Genomic DNA, 16,954 nt, shown 5'->3' on the forward strand with positions numbered 1-16,954 from the left:
TTCGCGATACTCCGCGACAACCACGGCGGCGGGTGAAGCGCAGATGTGCCCGGCAATGTCCTCAGGCACTGGGCTCGGGCCCCTGGAGAACCCCAAGCCACACCGAAAACAATGACCCCAGGGATGTGCAACTTAATGCAGGGATCGTCCTGGGGCCCTCAAGGAAGAAGCTATTGAAAACGACACCGGCAGTCAACCATCACCCGTCGGCCTTCGGCTCTAACGTCTGACTACACAGAGTCCCCCACCCTGGCGGACCACTCTTTTTCCTCTTGCAACGTCGACTCCCACCTGACCCCGCCAGTTCGTCACCAGATGTTCGATGGCATCGAGCTGGCCACGGTTGGCATTAATCCCTTCGCCTTGGAGCCAAGCGTGGATCCGTGTGCGCCGCACTACCGCAGGCTGGGCGGCAAGCTCGGCGCACGAGGCGATCTCGGTCGTTGCGAGGGCACCCACGAGCTCGTTGCCGCCCGCCACGCGGTCGGCTGTGTGGGCGAGCGCGGGTACACAGTCCCCGCCGACGAGGTCGCTGAGCAGGGGGATCACCTGAGTGCGCACCGCGACCCGTCGAAAGGCCGAATCCTCATTCATGGGGTCGTCCCACCATGTCAGGCCGAGTTCTTCACACGCCCCGACCGTGTCCCGCCGCCGCACGCTGAGAAACGGCCGCACGATGTCACCCGAACGCGCCGTCATCCCCGACGGGTTGCCGCGCAGCGCCCCGAGAAGAAACGTCTCTGCCTGGTCGTCGGCTGTGTGCGCCACCCACACGTCCACTCCGAACTCTCGAAGTGCAGCGTATCGTGCCCGGCGCGCTTCGGCCTCGAGGTTGCCCGCAGCAACCTCGACTGCCACGACGGTGGCTGGCACACCGAGTGCGCGGGCCGCTGCGGCGGCGCGCTGCGCAACCTCCGCCGAGCCGTCCTGCAGGCCGTGGTCGATCACCACCGCCTCGACGTCTTTGCTCTCCGCCGCGGCAGCGGCCACCAGCGCGAGTGAGTCAGCTCCCCCGGACAGGCCAATGACCGCGGGCCCGTCGAAAGGACGCACGGCGCGGCGGCAGTCCAGAAAGTGGGGTGAGCGGCGCGGCCAGAAGGGCTCCACCAGGTACTCCTAGTACGCCCGCAGCGCGGAGGTCAGTTCGTCGAGGGCGCGACGGGCGGCGAGGATGTCGCTGCCGTTGGACAGTAGCGCGAAGGTGTACACGTTGCCCTTGTCGCTGGTGACGGTTCCCACTAGCGCGGATGCCTCGTCGAGGGTGCCCGTCTTGGCACGCACCCACCCGCGCCCAGGGAGGTCGCCGTAGCGCTCCGCCAGGGTTCCCTCCGCCGCGGCAACCGGCAGGGTGGCCAGCAGCGGGCGCAGGGGTTCTTTGCGGGCGGCGTCGAGCATGAGCTGGTCGAGCAGTCGCGGCGGGATGAGGTTGAAGGTGGACAGCCCTGAGCTGTCGGCGAGCGTGACGTAGGTCAGGTCGTAGCCGTTTTCCGCCAAAACATCCATTGTTGCCTGCGGGCTGGTGGCGCCGCGGTGCTGCGCGATCTCACGGCCGATGGCCTCGGCCATGACGTTGTCCGAGTTCTTCATCATCGCACTAAGGCGGGTGGTCAGATCGGGCGACTGCACCTGTGCAAGCGTGGGCGCAGCGTCGCGCGCGGGCGCGTATCCAACGGTCTGCGCCCCTAACCGGTCGGCCAGCCCCTGGGCGACGTCGAGAGCCGGGGTGTGCGAGCGCGGCACGTCACCCTCGGTCGCGCCGATGCGCGCGCCGTGGAGCATGATCGGCTCGAGCGGGGCGACGTAACCTGCGTCGATGTCCACCGGGTCCCAACCGGGCAGCTTTGTCTCGGCCGGCCAGGCGGAGGTATCTACGTACACCGCCGTGGCGGAGCCGATCTGGCGGGCGAGGTCGTCGAGTTGGTCCTCGTCAAACCACACGTCGCCTGCCGCCTTGATCACCACCGCCCCCGGGTGATCGCCTTCGACGACGGTGGTGGTGATGCGATCGTGCGGGCCGAGTTCGAGCAACGCGGCGGAGGCGGTGAGCACCTTGGTCGACGACGCCGGCAGGAGCGGCTCGGCGGAAAGACGGTCGAAGACCACCTCTCCCGTGTCAGCGGAGGACACCCGTGCGTGGAAGGTGGCCAGCGCGGGGTTGTCCGCGAGCCGGGAGATGATCTCGTCGCGTTGGGCGGTGTCAATAGGTTCCGGGGTGGCGGGCTCCATGAGAGGTGTCGGAGTGGGCAGCACGTAGGGCGCCTCGTGTGTCAGTGCGGCGAGTTCGCGCTGCGCGCTCACGCCTGCCACGGCGACGCCGCTCACTGCGACTGCGGCAACGGCGGCAAGTGCCCATGTCCATACCTTCATCGCGCTAAAGACTAGCCGACGTATGATGGTGGGCGATTATTCACCGGCGCTCGCCCGCCGACTATCTCCCAACCGAAGGAGCATGCATGAGCATCGAAGTCATCATCGAGATCCCCAAGGGTTCGCGCAACAAGTACGAGGTCGATCACGAGTCCGGCCGCATCTTCCTGGACCGCTACCTGTTCACCCCGATGGCCTACCCGGCGGACTACGGCTTCATCGACAACACGCTTGCTGACGACGGCGACCCCCTCGACGCGCTCGTCATCACCCCGGAGCCGGTCTTCCCGGGTGTCACGGTCATCGCCCGCCCGGTCGGCGTGTTCAAGATGACGGACGAGGCCGGCGGCGACGACAAGCTGCTCTGCGTCCTCGACGACGTGCGCTACGAGTCCTTCCAGGACATCGACGACATCGATGACTTCACCAAGGACGAGATCGAGCACTTCTTTGTCCACTACAAGGACCTCGAGCCGAACAAGGAAGTCACCGGCTCCGGCTGGGGCAACCGCGAGGAGGCCGAGCGCATCCTGAACGAAGCCCTCGAGAACTACAAGAAGGTCGGCGACAACTCCCGCGACCACCTCGAGGATGAGAAGGAAGCCAAGACCGTCAACTAAGCCTTCGCTTGTCGACGCCTCCCCGGCCTCCCCACGCCCGGTTGCCACGGCAACCGGGCGTTGCTCATGTCGTGGGTATGAGCATTCACAAACAAGGCAACACCCCGCAGGGAAATCTCCTGCGGGGTGTTGCTGCGTGTTGGGTTGCGTCGCTAAGCGCCACGCAGTTCTCCGTGCTGCCGTGAGGCGAAAGCCTTAGACCAGCTGCCTACGGCCGACGAAGAACACGGCCGCGCCGATAAGCGATGCGAGAACTAAGCCGACAAGGCCCTTGGCAAAATCGTTGGAGCCCGTCTCCGCGCCGATGCCGCGGCCCTGGGCTGCGGTGGTGGCGATATTGACATCAGCACCATTGCTGGACCCGTTGGCGAATCCGTTCGCCGCGGAGGAGCCACCGAAATCGCCGTTGCCACCCAGCGACGAGCCGCCGAGGGCCTGGCGCTGCACCTCGGAGCGGTTGCTGCTCAGCATGTTCTCGGAGGAGGCAATCTCCTGCTCAGAAGGTGCGGAGCTAGTGCGCGAAGAGCTTTCCACGTAGGTGCGGCCGTCCTGGTTGAGGTACCAGGTGATCCCGCCGATGAGCAGGATACCCGGCAGGGCAAAAAGTGCCAGGCGCGCCATGTCGTTGGCGGAGCTGCCCGCGATCTCACCGGCACTCGAGCCAAGGTCCAACCCTGCGGTGGCCGGCGTCTGGGCGCCGGGGGTGGAGGACAGTCCATCAACCACAACGTTGACCGGCAGGGAGCGCTGCAGCTCGCGCGCGAGGTCGGCGGTGAACTTCACACCGGCCTGGCCCGCGTCGACTTGCTGGTTGATCAGGTCGCGACTGTTGACCACGAAGGAGACGTCGCGGTTGTAGAACCAGTCTTGACCGGCAAGACGACCGGCGAACTCGCCTACTGCGGCCAGCGGCAGAGCAGGAAGGGAGGAGGCGTCGGCCAGCTGGGTGCCGGAGATCTGCGGGGACAGCACCGACGAGGAATCCGACGACGCGTTAGAGCCAGCAGCCTTGTCCTCCTTGGTGGGGACGCGGTAGCCGGCGAGATCGGCGAAGGCCTCGATGGTCATGGCCTTAGTGCCGAGGGTGGTCACGTCCGCCACGACGTTGGCGGTGTTGTCGACGACGTGGGTTTCATTGGCGTGGTAGTACCAGTTCACACCGTTGTAGGTGCCGGCCACCCCACCCACTTCAAAGGCCCTCAGCGGCGGGAGGTCCTCCTGGCCGGCAGCAGCGGCGGCTGAGGCGCTGGAGCCGGTCATCGAGGACTGCGCTTGCCCCTGTGCCCGTTCCTGGGTTTGTTCCTGGGTTTGTTCCTGCGGCTGGCCGGCACCTTCCTGCGAGCTTTGGGCCTGGGCTGCGGGGACGATGGTGGAGCTCAGCGCGGCGGCGAGAGCGAGGGCGGGAAGGGTCTTAGCGATGGTCATGAGCAACTCCAACGGGTGCGGGCGGTGCTTTGAAGTCTCGAGCAAAACTCTCAAGTCTCAAGGCAAGCTTTAGGGTTCGGCACTAATCTACGCGAGTTTCTTTAGTCACACCAGTCACACGGGTAACAATTTGGCATAGCTGGCCCCATTTAGCGCGACCAGCCCATGTTCGCGTCCACTTGCTCACCACTGACCACGCGGTCAAACTGCCAGCCCACCACGGCGTTCTGCACGGAGTTGGCCAGCGGGTTAGCCGGCTGGATACAGCTAATGGTGAGCAACCTGCCCGGAGTCGGGCCGGTCCCCCAGATCTCCGCCGACTCCGCCAGCCCTTCCTTGCGCGGCTCATGCAGGTCGGTGGCGCGGTACGCGAGCCAGTCACTCCCCGACTCACGCGTGCGCACGTACAGTACGTCGCCGATGGAGACGGTGTGGCGGTTGGAGCGGCCGTCGAAAAGCGAATTGAACACCGCGGGAACCCCGGCACCGGTATGGCCGGCGATGACGACCACATCGGGCGCGTCGCTGCCGGGCAGCGAGTACGGGCGGTCGGGCGCGGTGTACGCGCAGGCCTCGCGCAAGGAAACAGGGTCGATGACATCTCCGACGACGCGGCAGTCCTCCTGTTCGACCGGCGCGTCCATCCCCAGCGACGGCACGGCAAGCTGGACGGGCCGGCCTACGGGAACAGTCTCGGTCGACGGTGGCGCGATAGCGGAAGCCGCGGATGCAGATGGCGCCGGTCTCTCAGTAGCCGATGGCGCTGCATGTGCAGAGTTTGACGGCGCCACCGGAGCCGGCGAGGTGGCCTCACCGCCGGAGCACATGCTCGCCAGACCGAGGACAAGCAGAAGCGCCGCACCCGCGGCCACGGCCCGGCGGATGAGGAAGACGCGGCGGTCCGGGCGGAGGCGCGTGGGGCGGCGTGTTGGCCTGGCCGTAGAAGGTCGTTGGCCCGCCGCGCGGCGCGGCGGGCGCTGCGCAGACGAGGGCACTACACCAGGCGGCGACGGCCGTAGGCGAAGACTGCGGCACCGACGAGGGAGGCCACGAGCAGCGCAGCAAGCGCGCGGGCCACGGCGTTGGAGCCGGTCTCCGCGCCGATGCCGCGCGCCTCAGCCACAACGTCCTGAGCGGCGGGCCCATCCTGGGCTGCGGCGGCGGTTGTGCCCACCTCAACGACAGGAGCGGCGTAGGCGGCGCGCTGGGTGTCGGCCTGCGGCGCTTCGGCTGCAGCCCCCGCCTCGCCCGCAGCGCTGTTACCGGCGCGCACCTCGGCGAGTGCCTGGCGCGCCACCTCGGCACTGTGCTGCGCCAGAAGCTTGTTGGAGGCCGTGACCTCGTCCTGCGTCGGCGGTTCGCTAACGCGGGCGACGTCCGTGACGTAGGTTTCGCCGTCGGCGTTGAGATAGTAGGTGCTGCCCTCGATAGTCAGCACGGACGGCAGGGCAACCAGGCCCGCGGCGACAGGGTGATCGGAGTCAGGGTCCACGTGCTCGCGGGTAAACGGCTTTTCCGCCGGGGCGCCCTCGCCAGCCGGGACCTCCTGCGCAGGCTGGTCGGCAGCCGGCTGTGCGGGCAGCAGGCCAGCGGTTGTGGCATGGTCCACTGCCACGGACTTCTCGCGCACCGCACTGTCGAGGTCGGCGAACGGGGTCTCAACGGCCTCGCGGGTGGGCACGTAGTGGGTGCCCTCCGCGTTGAGGTAGTAGGACTCGCCGGTGGCCGCGGTGGTCTCCTTAGGCAGCGAATCAGCGGCGAACGCTGCGGGGGCGCCGAGCGCGATCGCTGCGGCGAGGCTCGTGGTCAGGATGGTCAGGCGGGTGCGCTTCATTGGATTCTCCTCGACTCGGGCACTGGGGTAGGAAACACTCTCTCACAAAGTCTCAACATCAACTTTAGCGTTAGTGTCAACCCCCTGCGCCGCGCCACGCTTGTACGCTCTCGCATATGAAACACGTCAATGTCACCGATGTCCCCTCCGACGCGCAGCTCATCGATGTGCGCGAACGCGACGAATTCGCCGAGGTCCACGCCGCCGGCGCCATCAATCTCCCCCTAAGCGAGCTCATCGCGACGTACAACCAGATCGACACAGAGCGCGACATCTACGTCATCTGCAGGTCCGGCGGGCGCTCCGCCCAGGCGTGCGAATACTTCGAGCAGGCCGTGGGCTGGGACCCAGAACACCTCATCAACGTCGAGGGGGGCACCATCGCCTGGGTCGAGGCGAACCTGCCCACGCAGTAAGCCCGCGCTGCGCCGCAACCGCTCCTGGGCCACACTCGAAACGCCTCGTCCAGAGCCCGGAAATGCGTTGATCGTGGGAGCATAGGAATGTTGAAGCTCCCCAACGATTGTCGTAAATTGAGGGCATGGCCCCTTCACTTGATCTGCCCTCCGCGTTGACGAAGTCCCCCTCCTTCCAGATCGAGCGCGTCCGCCGACACACGAAGGACGGGGTGGAGCGCGCCCTCGCCGAGCGCAACACCACCATGCGCGAGTACTGGATCCTCACCTGCGTGACCGAGCGCCCGCACTCGCAGACCCAGCTCTCCTCGCTTTTGGCTATCGACGCCTCAGACATGGTGCGCCTCGTCGACTCGCTCGAGAGCCACGGCTGGGTCACGCGCGACCGCGACCCGAAGGACCGCCGCCGCCAGATCGTCACGCCGACGAAGAAGGGCAGGAAGGCGCACGCCGAACTCGCCGCCGCCGTCGGCGCCGCCGAGGATCTCGCACTGGACGCCAGCTCCCAGAAGCAACTCAAGAGCTTGAAGAAGCTGCACAAGGCGATTGCCCAAGACGCGGAGTAATCCAATCCTGGTTTAACACCAACTATTTTGGCGCGCCACTGTAGCCCGCTATCCTGTGCCCCATGACGTACGCCGACAAGCTCCTGCGTAGCCACCTTGCGCCTGCCCCGCGCACGCTCATCGACATCCTGTCGGACACCGCGCGGCGCCACCCCGACGCCGCCGCCATCGACGACGGCGACATCCTCACCTACGCCGAGCTCGTCGAGCGCATCCGGGAGGTCGCAGGCGACCTGCACCAAGCCGGCATGCGCCGCGGCGACCGCATCGGCGTGCGCATGACCTCCGGCACGCGCGAGCTCTACATCGCCATCCTCGGCACCCTGTGGGCCGGGTGCGCCTACGTCCCCGTCGATGCCGACGACCCCGACGAGCGCGCAGAGATCGTCTTCGGCGAAGCCCACATCGACGGCATCTTCACCGACGACGGTTTCCGCCCGCTCAAAGACACCAGCTCCCCGGCGGGAGACACGAACTCGCCCGCGCTTGACGACGACGCCTGGATCATCTTCACCTCAGGCTCCACCGGCACGCCGAAGGGTGTGGCCGTGACCCACCGCAGCGCCGCCGCCTTTGTCGACGCCGAGGCCCGCCTGTTCTGCCAGGACGAGCCCCTCGGCCCGGACGACCGCGTGCTCGCCGGCCTGTCCGTCGCCTTCGACGCCTCCTGCGAGGAGATGTGGCTGGCATGGGGACACGGCGCCTGCCTGGTGCCCGCGCCGCGCTCGCTGGTGCGCTCGGGCCAGGACCTCGGCCCCTGGCTGATCCGCCGCGACATCTCGGTAGTCTCCACCGTGCCCACCCTCGCGGGCCTGTGGCCCGCCGAGGCGCTCGAGAACGTCCGGCTGCTCATCGTCGGTGGTGAGGCGTGCTCCCAGGAGCTCGTCGATAGGCTTGCCACCGCTGACCGCGAGATGTGGAACACCTACGGCCCGACCGAGGCCACCGTGGTGGCGTCCGCCGCGCGGCTGCACCCGGGCGAGCCTGTGACCATCGGCTGGGCTCTCGACGGCTGGGACCTGCGCGTAGAAGAGACCGCACCCGGCGCGGGCGGCGAGCTCGTCATTGGTGGCGTCGGCCTGGCGCGTTACCTCGATCCTGCCAAGGACGCGGAGAAGTACGCGCCCATGGGCGACTGGGAGCGGGCCTACCGCACTGGCGACAACGTCCGCGCCACCGACCTCGGCCTGGCGTTTATCGGCCGCGCCGACGACCAGGTAAAAATCGGCGGGCGCCGCATCGAGCTCGGCGAGGTGGAGGCCAACGTCGCGTCCCTGCCGGGCGTGTACAACTCCGCTGTGGCTGTGCAGACCACCGGCGCGGGCGACAAGGTCCTGGTCGGCTACGTCTCTTTGGACGATCCGGGTCAGCCGTGGGACGTCCACGCTGCGCGCGAGCGCCTGGCGGAGTTCATGCCCGCCGCCCTCGTTCCGCGCCTGCATGTGATGGATGAGCTGCCCATCCGCACCTCGGGCAAGGTGGACAAGAAGGCACTGCCGTGGCCGCTTCCCGCAGCCGCGGAGGTTGCCGGCATGACCCCGACTGAGACGTGGCTGGCCGCGGTGTGGCTCGACGTGCTGGGCACGCCGGTCGAGTCCCGCGACGCCGACTTCTTCGAGCTCGGCGGGTCCTCGCTGGCGGCGGCCACGCTCATCGCCCGGCTGCGCGAGCGTGTCCCCACGATCGCGGTGCGCGACCTCTACGACCACCCGCGCCTCGAGGTGCTGGCCGCCTTCATTGATTCGTTGACGGACTCGGCCCCCGCCCCGGTGCGCGAGCGCGACGTCGTACCCGTGGGCGCCGGAACCCGCTTTACACAAACGCTCCTGCAGGTCCCGCTGCTGACCCTGCAGGCCGCCACGTACGTCACGTGGTGGGCCATCTTGGCTACTGCGCTGGGGCTCATCCAGCTGGACTGGGTCGTCCTCGCCGTACTGTTCGTGGTGCTGTGCACCCCGCTGGGCCGGCTGCACATCGGTGCCCTCGGCGCGCGTCTTATCCGCGGGCGCATCACCCCTGGCGAGTACCCGCGCGGCGGGGTCACGCACATCCGGCTCTGGGCCGCCGAGCGCTGGATGGCTGCCTCCGGCGCACTGAACCTCTCGGGCTCGACGTGGGTGGCCTACGTCGCCCGCCTGCTGGGCGCGCGCGTCGGCACCGGCGTGGACCTGCACTCCCTTCCGCCGACCACCGGCCTGCTCGAGCTCGGCCAGGGTGCCGCTGTGGAGCCGGAGGTCGACCTCACCGGCTACTGGATCGACGGCGACGTCGTGCGCATCGGCGCGATTTCCATCAGCCGCGAGGTGCGCGTCGGCGCGCGGTCCACGATGCTGCCGGGCACCGTCATCCACGACGGCGCCCACATCGAGGCGGGCTCGACGGTCACCGGCGACAAGCCCGTGAAGAAGGGCGCGCGCTGGGCCGGTTCGCCGGCGCGCAAGGTCGGCCGCTCCAAGCACCGCTTCCCCGCCGAGCGCCCCCCGCGGCGCCGCTACTGGGCGTGGCTCTACGGCGCGACCTCCCTCGCGCTGGCGTGTCTGCCCATCGTGGCTGCCGCCGCAGGTGTCCTGGTCGTCATCGGGCTCGTTGCCCTGACCGGCGGCCACCCCGCCATCGGCGCGCTGCTGTTCGCCCCGGTCGGCGGGCTGGTCTACCTCGCCGCGTCGATCGCCCTGACGTGGCTAGCCGTGCGCGCCCTGTCACCGGGTCTGCGCCCCGGTGTGACCCCGGTTCGCTCCGCCAGCGGCTGGAAGCTGTGGGCGATTACGCGTTTGCTTGACGACGCCCGCACGCGCCTGTTCCCCCTCTACGCCGGCGCCCTGACCCCCACCTGGATGCGCTTACTCGGCGCGACCATCGGCCGCGACGTGGAGATTTCCACCGCCGTGATGGTGCCCAGCCTGACCACGGTCAAAGACGGCGCCTTCCTCGCCGACGACACCCTCGTGGGCACCTACGAGCTCGGCCACGGCTGGATGCGCACGGGCACGACCACCGTGGGCAAGCGCTCGTTCGTGGGTAATTCCGGCATCACCATGCCCGGGCGCAAGCTGGCCAAGAACTCCCTCGTGGCGGTGTTGTCCTCGACCCCGAAGAAGTCGAAGGCCGGCTCGAACTGGTGGGGCTCGCCGCCAGAGCGGATGCGCCGCGTCGAGGTCGAGGCCGAGGGTGGGGAGGCGCTGACTTATCGGCCGTCGACAAGCGTGAAGCGCAAGCGCGGGATGATCGAGACGATGCGCCTGCTCGCCCCGATGGGGCACGCGATGGTCACCGCGGCGTTCATCGTCGGCGTCCACTCCGCCCTGGCGTACCTGGGGTGGTGGGCGTACGCGCTCGGCGGCGTGATCTTCATGGCGTGTGCCGCGGGCGCGCTCGCGATGACGGCGGTGGCGAAGTGGGTGTGCGTGGGCCGCCACGTGCCCGGCGAGCACCCGCTGTACAGCTGGTTTGTCTGGCTCAACGAGCTACAGGACCAGTTCGTCGAACTGGTCGCCGCCCCCTGGTTCTTCGCGCACGCGCACGGCACCGGCGAGATGAACGCGGCGCTGCGCTTGCTCGGCGTGCGCGTGGGACGCGGGGCGTGGGTGGACTCGTACTGGTTCCCGGAGACCGACCTGTGCTCCGTTGGCGCGGGTGCGACCGTCGGCCCCGGAACCGTGGTGCAGACTCACCTGTTCCAGGACCGCGTGATGAGTCTCGACACCGTCGACATCGCCCCCGGCGCGACCCTTGCAGCGCACTCGGTGGCCCTGCCCGCCTCCCACATCGGTGCCGGTGCGACGGTGCAGCCGGGCTCGCTCATGATGCGCGGCGACCACGTCCCGGCGGGTTCGGTGTGGCAGGGCAACCCGATCGAGCCGGTGCAACACTAGCAATTTCTTCCAATCCTCGCCTCGCGGTGCGCCGCGAGGTCTACGCTTTTGCTGGTGGAGAGTTCTTCGTCGGGCTGGCTGCGGCCAACACAGCTCACAGCGGCGGGGTTTGCCCTGCTCATCCTGTTCGGCACGCTGCTTTTGTCCATGCCGTTTTCCTCCGCCACCGGGCAGTTCACCTCCCCGATGGCGGCACTGTTTACCGCCACCTCGGCGACGACGCTGACCGGGCTTGTCGTAGTGGACACCGGCAGCCACTTCAACATCATCGGCCAGGTCGTGGTGCTCGCCCTGATCCAGGTCGGCGGCTTCGGCATCATGAGCATCGCCTCCCTGACCGGCATGCTGCTTTCTGGCCGGGTCACGCTGCGCACCCGCTACTCGACGGCCGCCGAAGGCCGCCCGATTACCGAGGGCAGTGTGCGCGAGACACTTATCAAGACCCTCATTCTCACGCTCGTGTTCGAGGTTCTCACCGCCCTCATCGTCGGCGTCCGCTTCGCCGCCACCTACGGTATGCCGCCGGCGCGCGCCGCGTGGGAGGGGATCTTCCACGCGGTCTCGGCGTTCAACAACGCCGGGTTCGGGCTGCGCTCCGACAGCCTGGTGTCCTACAACACCGACGGGTGGATCCTCGTGCCGCTCGCGGGCGCGCTCATGATCGGCGGGCTGGGGTATCCGGTGCTCGCCGAACTGGTGCACCGGCTCAAAGAACGCGTCCGCGGCATCGTGGACGGGCGCCCCGTCAGCGCGCGGCGGTTGTCTGTCACCACCCGCATGACACTGTGGGGAACGCTCGTCCTGGTCCTGTCCGCCACGGTGTTGCTGGCGCTGACGGAATGGCGCGGCGTCTTCGCTGACATGCCTTTGGCTTCGAAGCTTCTCAACGCCTTCTTCAGCGGTGTCACCCCGCGCACCGCCGGCTTCAACTCGATCGACTACGCCCACGCCCACCCGATCACGCTGATGATCACCGACATCTACATGTTCATCGGTGGAGGATCCGCCGGTACCGCCGGCGGCATCAAACTCACCACCGCCATCGTCCTGCTCGCGGCGATGGCGGCGGAGTTCCGCGGCAGGCCATCCACCGCCGTCGACCACCGCCGAATCCCCTCGTCCGTGGTGCGCCAGGCCATGACCGTCGCCGCCGCTGGTGTCGGGGCGGTCACGCTCGGTGTGGCCGCGCTGCGCGCCTTCGACCCGCAGTTCACTGCCGACCAAGTCAACTTCGAGGTGTTCTCGGCGTTCGCCACCGTGGGTTTGAGCACCGGCATCACCGCCTCGCTCAGCACGCCCTCGCAGCTCGTCCTGTGCGCTTTGATGTACCTGGGCCGTGTCGGCCCGTTCACCCTTGTGGCGGCACTGGCCTCACGGCACGTTATTCGCAGGTTTGATTACCCCATAGAAAGGCCCTTCATTGGCTAGCACCCTCGGCTCCCGTTTGCGGGGCAAGCAGAGAATCAACATCACCCCGGTCGTCGTGATCGGCCTCGGCCGCTTCGGCGGCGCGCTGGCCCACGAGCTCACCCGCTACGGCGTCGAAGTCCTCGGCATCGCCTCCACCGAGAAGCGGGTCCGCACCTACGCGCCCATGCTTACCGACGCCGCCGTGGCCGACACCACCGACGCCGAAGCCCTGCGCCAGCTGGGTGTCGCAGAGATGGAGCGGGTCGTCATCGGCATCGGCGCCCACCTCGAAGCCTCGATCCTTACTGCCTCCAACCTGGTCGAACTCGGCGTGCCCGACATCTGGGCCAAGGCCGACTCCGACTCGCACGCGCGCATCCTGCGCCAGCTCGGCGTCCACCACGTGATCCGCCCGGAGCACGACACCGGCCGCAGGGTCGCCCACCTCCTCGGCGGCCGATTCCAGGATTTCGCCGAGCTCGCACCCAACTACGGCGTGATCACGATGTCTACTCCCCGGCCCCTGCTCGGCGCGCCGGTGGATAGCGCCGCGCTGTGGCGCGACTTTGGTGTCCAGGTCGTGTCGGTGCGCTCCGCCGAGGGCGTGTGGCAGCCGTTCTCCCCCGGCGCGGGCCTCGCTGCAACCGATCTGGTCGTGCTCGCCGGCGCCCCAGACGACCTGGAACGCTTCTCTCAGCTCAAGGCTTAGCGCCCGGTAAAACGCGGGGGGCGTTTCTCAGCTCGCGCACGGGCGGCCTCCCGGATGTCCTCGGAGGCGAACGGCGCTGCCGTCGCCGCGGTGCGCTGCTCCGCGGAGTAAAGCTCCGGGGCGAACTGCATCTTGATGCTGCGCTGGGTCAGCGGGGCCTTGGCTGCGACGAGGCGGGCAATCTCGAGGGCGTCATCGTACTGGCCTGCCAGGCCAAATCCGCAGGCGACGGCTTCATCCGCGATCAGTGGCAGGCCCGTATAAAGCATGGTACGGGCACGCGCCCCGCCGACGAGGTCGGACAGCGCCCTCACGACCCACTCGCTGACACCGATAGCAACGTCTCCCACCGGGATGCGGAACTGGGCCTGCGGGGCAATGACGCGAATGTCGCACGCGAGGGTAAGCATTGTGCCCGCGCCGATGGCGGGGCCGTTGACGTAGGCGATTACAGGCGCATCGGCGGTGCGGATCGCGTCGGTCAGCGCGTCAAAGGAGTTGAAAAATCCCGGGCCGACTTTGTCTTCGCTCAGGTCGGCACCGGCAGAGAAACAGGAGCCCTCGCCAGTGATTACGACCGCGCGGGCCGAGTCCGCCACGGCATCGACGGCGCTGGTCAGTTCGTCTGCCAGCGCCATGCTGATGGCGTTGCGTTTCTCGTCGCGCGCGAGGCTGAGCACCGCGACGTCATCGAGGCGTTCGGTGGAGACGAACACTAGTCGCCGATCTGGTCGCGGCCGCGCTTGACGATCAAGGGGTCGGGCTCCCCGACGAGCTCGTGGTCCTTGTTGGTGTACTCGAACTTGCTCAGGATGTAGCGCATCGCGTTGATGCGGGCGCGCTTCTTGTCGTTGGACTTGATGGTGATCCACGGGGACTCGTCAGTATCCGTGTAGCGGAACTGCTCTTCCTTCGCGCGGGTGTAGTCCTCCCACTTGTCCAAGGAGGCAAGGTCCATCGGCGAGAGTTTCCATTGGCGCACCGGGTCGACCTGGCGGATAGCAAAGCGGGTGCGCTGCTCCTTCTGAGTCACAGAGAACCAGAACTTGGTCAGCGAGATGCCCGAGCCCAAGATCATGTTCTCCAGCATGGGCACCTCACGCAGGAACTCAGCGTGCTGGGATTCCGTACAGAAACCCATAACGCGCTCGACGCCGGAGCGGTTGTACCAGGAGCGGTCGAAAAACACGATCTCGCCTGCCGATGGGAAGTGCTGAATGTAGCGCTGGAAGTACCAGGACGTGCTCTCGCGCGGCGACGGCTTCTCAAGAGCGACCGTGCGCGCACCGCGGGGGTTGAGGTGCTCGTTGAAACGCTTGATGGTGCCGCCCTTGCCGGCAGCGTCGCGACCCTCGAAAATAATAATGTGGCGCTGGCCGGTGTCCTTGGTCCAGTTCTGCCACTTCAGCAGCTCAATTTGCAGCGCGCGCTTCGTCTTTTCGTACTCGTCGCGACTCATGCGCTCGTCGTAGGGGTAATTCTCGCGCCACGTTTGGATCGGCGAGCCGTCTGCCTTCAGCAGGACCGGGTCATCCTCGTCGGAATCGTCCACCCAGTAGCCTTCGACCTGTGCAAGGTCGACCATCGGCATATCGTCGTCGTTGTGCTCAGCCATGGCGCCCATTCTAGCTGCACTGGGCCTGCTGTGCTCTGCGAACGAAATGCCTGGATGCGCGCCCTGCAAGCATGCAAAAACCCCGCCGCAATGCGACGGGGTCGGTGCAAGGTGTGGGCTAAACCCACAAGTCCTTACATGTACTTCGCAGCAACGCCGGCGAGGTCGCCGAAAGCCTTGAAGAAGTCGCCGAAGGTCTCGGCCAGGTCGATGAAGGTGGCGCCGATGCCGTCGCCGGAGGAAAGCTCAACCCACTGGGAGGAGATCTCGTTCATGTCAAAATCCTTTCAAAAAGTGTGTAAGACCGATTACTTAGCGTCGGACTTGGAGGAACCGGAGAAGAGCTCAGAGGAGCCCTCGAAAGCGTTGTCGTCGCTGGACAGACCACCGATGGTCTTAAAAACGTCGTAGAGGCCACCGTTCTCGGTGACCGAGAAAAGCTTAGCGATAGCGTTCAGCACGGTGCCGAGGTCCTTGAACTGGGTAGCAATGGTACCGAGATCCATGTTTTTCCCCTTTTGGAGTAGGTGCCAGAGTGACCCTGGCGTATCTGGACAGATTCTGACACCCCGTGGAGCGTCACACGGAACATCTTGCCACAATCTCCAACCCCGTCAACATCTCGCTTCGATTCATTCGTGAGCGAATCTTTGCACGACCGTTACCTACGGCACACAGCAGAATTCTTTCGATTATTAAACTATGCGCATGAACTGGGGAGACGTTCGCGAAACGGTAAATGCAAGGTGAACGGCGAAAGACTTCTGTAACGGCGGGAATTTCATCACCGATAATCGGGGTTCCCCGCGCGCCAAAACCGGTTTATCCGCTCCCCCAATCCGGGGGGATTCACTGCCGTTCGTAGACAGCCAAGCAACATCGCCCCAGCGTCAGGCAATGCTTGTGCATCAATGAGGACGAGAGCACCGGATGCTCACCATCACAGGCACAGCAGCGTCCAGCGCCTAAAGTGGGAACTCGGAACTGCGCTGGGTTCGCACCAGCCGCAATGAATACAGTGCCCACACACGGCCCACACACGGCCCCACAAAGCATGGAGGAAAACATGGACACCGCCGCCGAATGGATCGAAACCCCGAACGACGAGGTGCCGGCCGCCCCGACCGGTGCGGCAACCTACCGGGTGCGCTACACCGCTGAGGGCGCCCGCGGCCCTGTCCCCATGACGGGCCTGGTCACGATTCCGGAGAACCGCCGCGCCGACGGCGCGATTTTCAGCTGGGCACACGGCACGACCGGGCTGTCCACCAACAGTGCACCGTCGCTGCACACCAAGGGCGACCCCATCGAGCGCTACATCACCCCCTGGACGGAGTACCTGCAAGGGTGGGTTGATGAGGGCTACATCGTCACCCAGCCAGATTATGAAGGCCTCGGCGTCGAGGAGGTCAGCGCGACCTACATGCACAAGGGGTCACTCGCCGGAGCAATCAACGGCCTCGTGGAGTCGACCCGTGAGAAGTTCGGCTCGGGCGAGCGCTGGATCAACGTCGGCTTCAGCCAGGGCGGCTACGCGGCCATCGCGGCGGCCGATAACCCGGCCGCAGGTCTCGCGGCCACCGTCGCCATCGCTCCCGGCGACACAGAGCTGGTGAACAAGAACCTGCGCCTGATGGGCGTGCGCCCCGTCGACGTCGCCCGCATGCTCAAGGGCACCGCGGTGCGCTTCTTCCCCATCGTCATTGCGGGTGCGCTTAACGCCTTCGACGGGGTCGACGGCGACGAGTTCTTGAGCGAGCGCGGCAAGGAGCTCGTCGATAAGGCGGAAAAGCTCACCCTGCCCGAGATGCGCACGGAGGTCGCGGACACGTCCGGCGGCGAGCTGTTCATCTCGAAGGCGAACACGAAGCCGATGCAGGACCTGCTGGACGAGCAGCGCATGGAGCTCATGCTGCCGCAGGGCCCGGTGTTCGTGGTGGCGGGCGACAAGGACACGACTGTTAACCGCGAGTCGATCAAGTCCGTTATTAAGGCATGGCAGGGCAAGGGTGCGAGCGTGGAGTACCAGGAGGTCGCGGACGCCACGCACGGCGACACCGTGCCGGCGAGCGCCCCGCTGCAGCGCGAGTGGTTGTCGCAGCACGTGAAGTAGGCCGATC

The 16,954-nt window shown here is 66.9% G+C and carries 16 protein-coding genes; 7 read left to right on the plus strand and 9 right to left on the minus strand.

Annotated elements, in window-relative coordinates; genetic code table 11:
- Positions 1–219: 219 nt before the first annotated feature.
- Complete coding sequence (tilS, locus tag VVR41_RS04510) at positions 220–1,107, minus strand: tRNA lysidine(34) synthetase TilS (protein ID WP_368523766.1); 888 nt, start codon at positions 1,105–1,107, stop codon at positions 220–222.
- 9 nt (positions 1,108–1,116) lie between these two features.
- A complete protein-coding gene (gene dacB, locus VVR41_RS04515) occupies positions 1,117–2,367 on the minus strand; it encodes a D-alanyl-D-alanine carboxypeptidase/D-alanyl-D-alanine-endopeptidase (RefSeq protein ID WP_368523767.1) in 1,251 nt (416 codons plus the stop codon).
- Positions 2,368–2,453: 86 nt separating this feature from the next.
- On the opposite strand from dacB, the gene VVR41_RS04520 reads away from it, so the two are divergent.
- The gene (locus VVR41_RS04520; protein WP_368523768.1) at positions 2,454–2,987 is read left to right on the plus strand and encodes an inorganic diphosphatase; all 534 of its coding nucleotides are present in this window, start codon (positions 2,454–2,456) and stop codon (positions 2,985–2,987) included.
- A 195-nt stretch (positions 2,988–3,182) separates the two neighbouring features.
- Here the strand turns inward: VVR41_RS04520 and VVR41_RS04525 are convergent, their stop codons facing one another.
- The 3 genes from VVR41_RS04525 to VVR41_RS04535 all read right to left on the minus strand — a co-directional run bounded on the left by VVR41_RS04525 (position 3,183) and on the right by VVR41_RS04535 (position 6,246).
- Positions 3,183–4,412: a hypothetical protein gene (locus tag VVR41_RS04525; protein ID WP_368523769.1), complete on the minus strand. Its 1,230-nt coding sequence runs from the start codon at positions 4,410–4,412 to the stop codon at positions 3,183–3,185.
- A gap of 149 nt (positions 4,413–4,561) precedes the next feature.
- Positions 4,562–5,407 carry a class F sortase gene (locus VVR41_RS04530; RefSeq protein WP_368523770.1) on the minus strand — a complete coding sequence of 282 codons (846 nt, stop codon included), beginning with the start codon at positions 5,405–5,407 and terminating at the stop codon, positions 4,562–4,564.
- Positions 5,407–6,246, minus strand: coding sequence for a hypothetical protein (locus VVR41_RS04535; protein WP_368523771.1), 840 nt, complete (start codon positions 6,244–6,246; stop codon positions 5,407–5,409). Before VVR41_RS04535 ends, VVR41_RS04530 begins: the two co-directional genes overlap by 1 nt.
- A 116-nt stretch (positions 6,247–6,362) precedes the next feature.
- Between VVR41_RS04535 and VVR41_RS04540 the strand changes: the two genes are divergently transcribed.
- From VVR41_RS04540 to VVR41_RS04560, 5 genes are all read left to right on the plus strand, one after another.
- Positions 6,363–6,662 carry a rhodanese-like domain-containing protein gene (locus VVR41_RS04540; RefSeq protein WP_368523772.1) on the plus strand — a complete coding sequence of 100 codons (300 nt, stop codon included), beginning with the start codon at positions 6,363–6,365 and terminating at the stop codon, positions 6,660–6,662.
- A gap of 125 nt (positions 6,663–6,787) precedes the next feature.
- Positions 6,788–7,228, plus strand: a complete 441-nt coding sequence (locus VVR41_RS04545; RefSeq protein WP_368523773.1) for a MarR family winged helix-turn-helix transcriptional regulator — start codon at positions 6,788–6,790, stop codon at positions 7,226–7,228.
- Between the two features lie 62 nt (positions 7,229–7,290).
- Entirely contained in the window at positions 7,291–11,100 is a 3,810-nt protein-coding gene (locus VVR41_RS04550) for a Pls/PosA family non-ribosomal peptide synthetase (RefSeq protein WP_368523774.1), read from the plus strand.
- A gap of 51 nt (positions 11,101–11,151) precedes the next feature.
- Positions 11,152–12,528, plus strand: a complete 1,377-nt coding sequence (locus VVR41_RS04555; protein WP_368523804.1) for a TrkH family potassium uptake protein — start codon at positions 11,152–11,154, stop codon at positions 12,526–12,528.
- Positions 12,521–13,219 (plus strand): TrkA family potassium uptake protein, encoded by a 699-nt coding sequence (locus tag VVR41_RS04560; protein ID WP_368523775.1) that lies wholly within the window; start codon positions 12,521–12,523, stop codon positions 13,217–13,219. Before VVR41_RS04555 ends, VVR41_RS04560 begins: the two co-directional genes overlap by 8 nt.
- Here VVR41_RS04560 and VVR41_RS04565 read toward each other — a convergent pair.
- The 4 genes from VVR41_RS04565 to VVR41_RS04580 form a co-directional block, all read right to left on the minus strand.
- Entirely contained in the window at positions 13,216–13,935 is a 720-nt protein-coding gene (locus VVR41_RS04565) for an enoyl-CoA hydratase-related protein (RefSeq protein WP_368523776.1), read from the minus strand. The two genes, VVR41_RS04560 and VVR41_RS04565, sit on opposite strands and share 4 nt — an antisense overlap.
- Positions 13,935–14,834 (minus strand): polyphosphate kinase 2, encoded by a 900-nt coding sequence (gene ppk2, locus VVR41_RS04570; RefSeq protein WP_368523777.1) that lies wholly within the window; start codon positions 14,832–14,834, stop codon positions 13,935–13,937. The genes VVR41_RS04565 and ppk2 overlap by 1 nt, the downstream gene beginning before the upstream one ends.
- 134 nt (positions 14,835–14,968) lie before the next feature.
- Complete coding sequence (locus VVR41_RS04575; protein WP_368523778.1) at positions 14,969–15,109, minus strand: hypothetical protein; 141 nt, start codon at positions 15,107–15,109, stop codon at positions 14,969–14,971.
- Positions 15,110–15,142: 33 nt separating this feature from the next.
- Positions 15,143–15,340 (minus strand): hypothetical protein, encoded by a 198-nt coding sequence (locus tag VVR41_RS04580; RefSeq protein ID WP_368523779.1) that lies wholly within the window; start codon positions 15,338–15,340, stop codon positions 15,143–15,145.
- Positions 15,341–15,900: 560 nt separating this feature from the next.
- Between VVR41_RS04580 and VVR41_RS04585 the strand changes: the two genes are divergently transcribed.
- On the plus strand, positions 15,901–16,947 hold the full coding sequence (locus VVR41_RS04585; RefSeq protein WP_368523780.1) for an alpha/beta hydrolase family protein: 1,047 nt from the start codon (positions 15,901–15,903) through the stop codon (positions 16,945–16,947).
- Positions 16,948–16,954 lie beyond the last annotated feature (7 nt).

It is taken from the genome of Corynebacterium sp. LK2510 (genome assembly GCF_040946405.1).
Classification (GTDB): Bacteria; Actinomycetota; Actinomycetes; order Mycobacteriales; family Mycobacteriaceae; genus Corynebacterium.

Excerpts from the sequence above, each read along its gene's own strand:
- dacB (WP_368523767.1), bottom strand. The coding sequence starts at position 2,367 with ATGAAGGTATGGACATGGGCACTTGCCGCCGTTGCCGCAGTCGCAGTG.
- VVR41_RS04520 (WP_368523768.1), top strand. The coding sequence starts at position 2,454 with ATGAGCATCGAAGTCATCATCGAGATCCCCAAGGGTTCGCGCAACAAG.
- VVR41_RS04525 (WP_368523769.1), bottom strand. The coding sequence starts at position 4,412 with ATGACCATCGCTAAGACCCTTCCCGCCCTCGCTCTCGCCGCCGCGCTG.
- VVR41_RS04535 (WP_368523771.1), bottom strand. The coding sequence starts at position 6,246 with ATGAAGCGCACCCGCCTGACCATCCTGACCACGAGCCTCGCCGCAGCG.
- VVR41_RS04540 (WP_368523772.1), top strand. The coding sequence starts at position 6,363 with ATGAAACACGTCAATGTCACCGATGTCCCCTCCGACGCGCAGCTCATC.
- VVR41_RS04545 (WP_368523773.1), top strand. The coding sequence starts at position 6,788 with ATGGCCCCTTCACTTGATCTGCCCTCCGCGTTGACGAAGTCCCCCTCC.
- VVR41_RS04550 (WP_368523774.1), top strand. The coding sequence starts at position 7,291 with ATGACGTACGCCGACAAGCTCCTGCGTAGCCACCTTGCGCCTGCCCCG.
- ppk2 (WP_368523777.1), bottom strand. The coding sequence starts at position 14,834 with ATGGCTGAGCACAACGACGACGATATGCCGATGGTCGACCTTGCACAG.
- VVR41_RS04575 (WP_368523778.1), bottom strand. The coding sequence starts at position 15,109 with ATGAACGAGATCTCCTCCCAGTGGGTTGAGCTTTCCTCCGGCGACGGC.
- VVR41_RS04580 (WP_368523779.1), bottom strand. The coding sequence starts at position 15,340 with ATGGATCTCGGTACCATTGCTACCCAGTTCAAGGACCTCGGCACCGTG.
- VVR41_RS04585 (WP_368523780.1), top strand. The coding sequence starts at position 15,901 with ATGGACACCGCCGCCGAATGGATCGAAACCCCGAACGACGAGGTGCCG.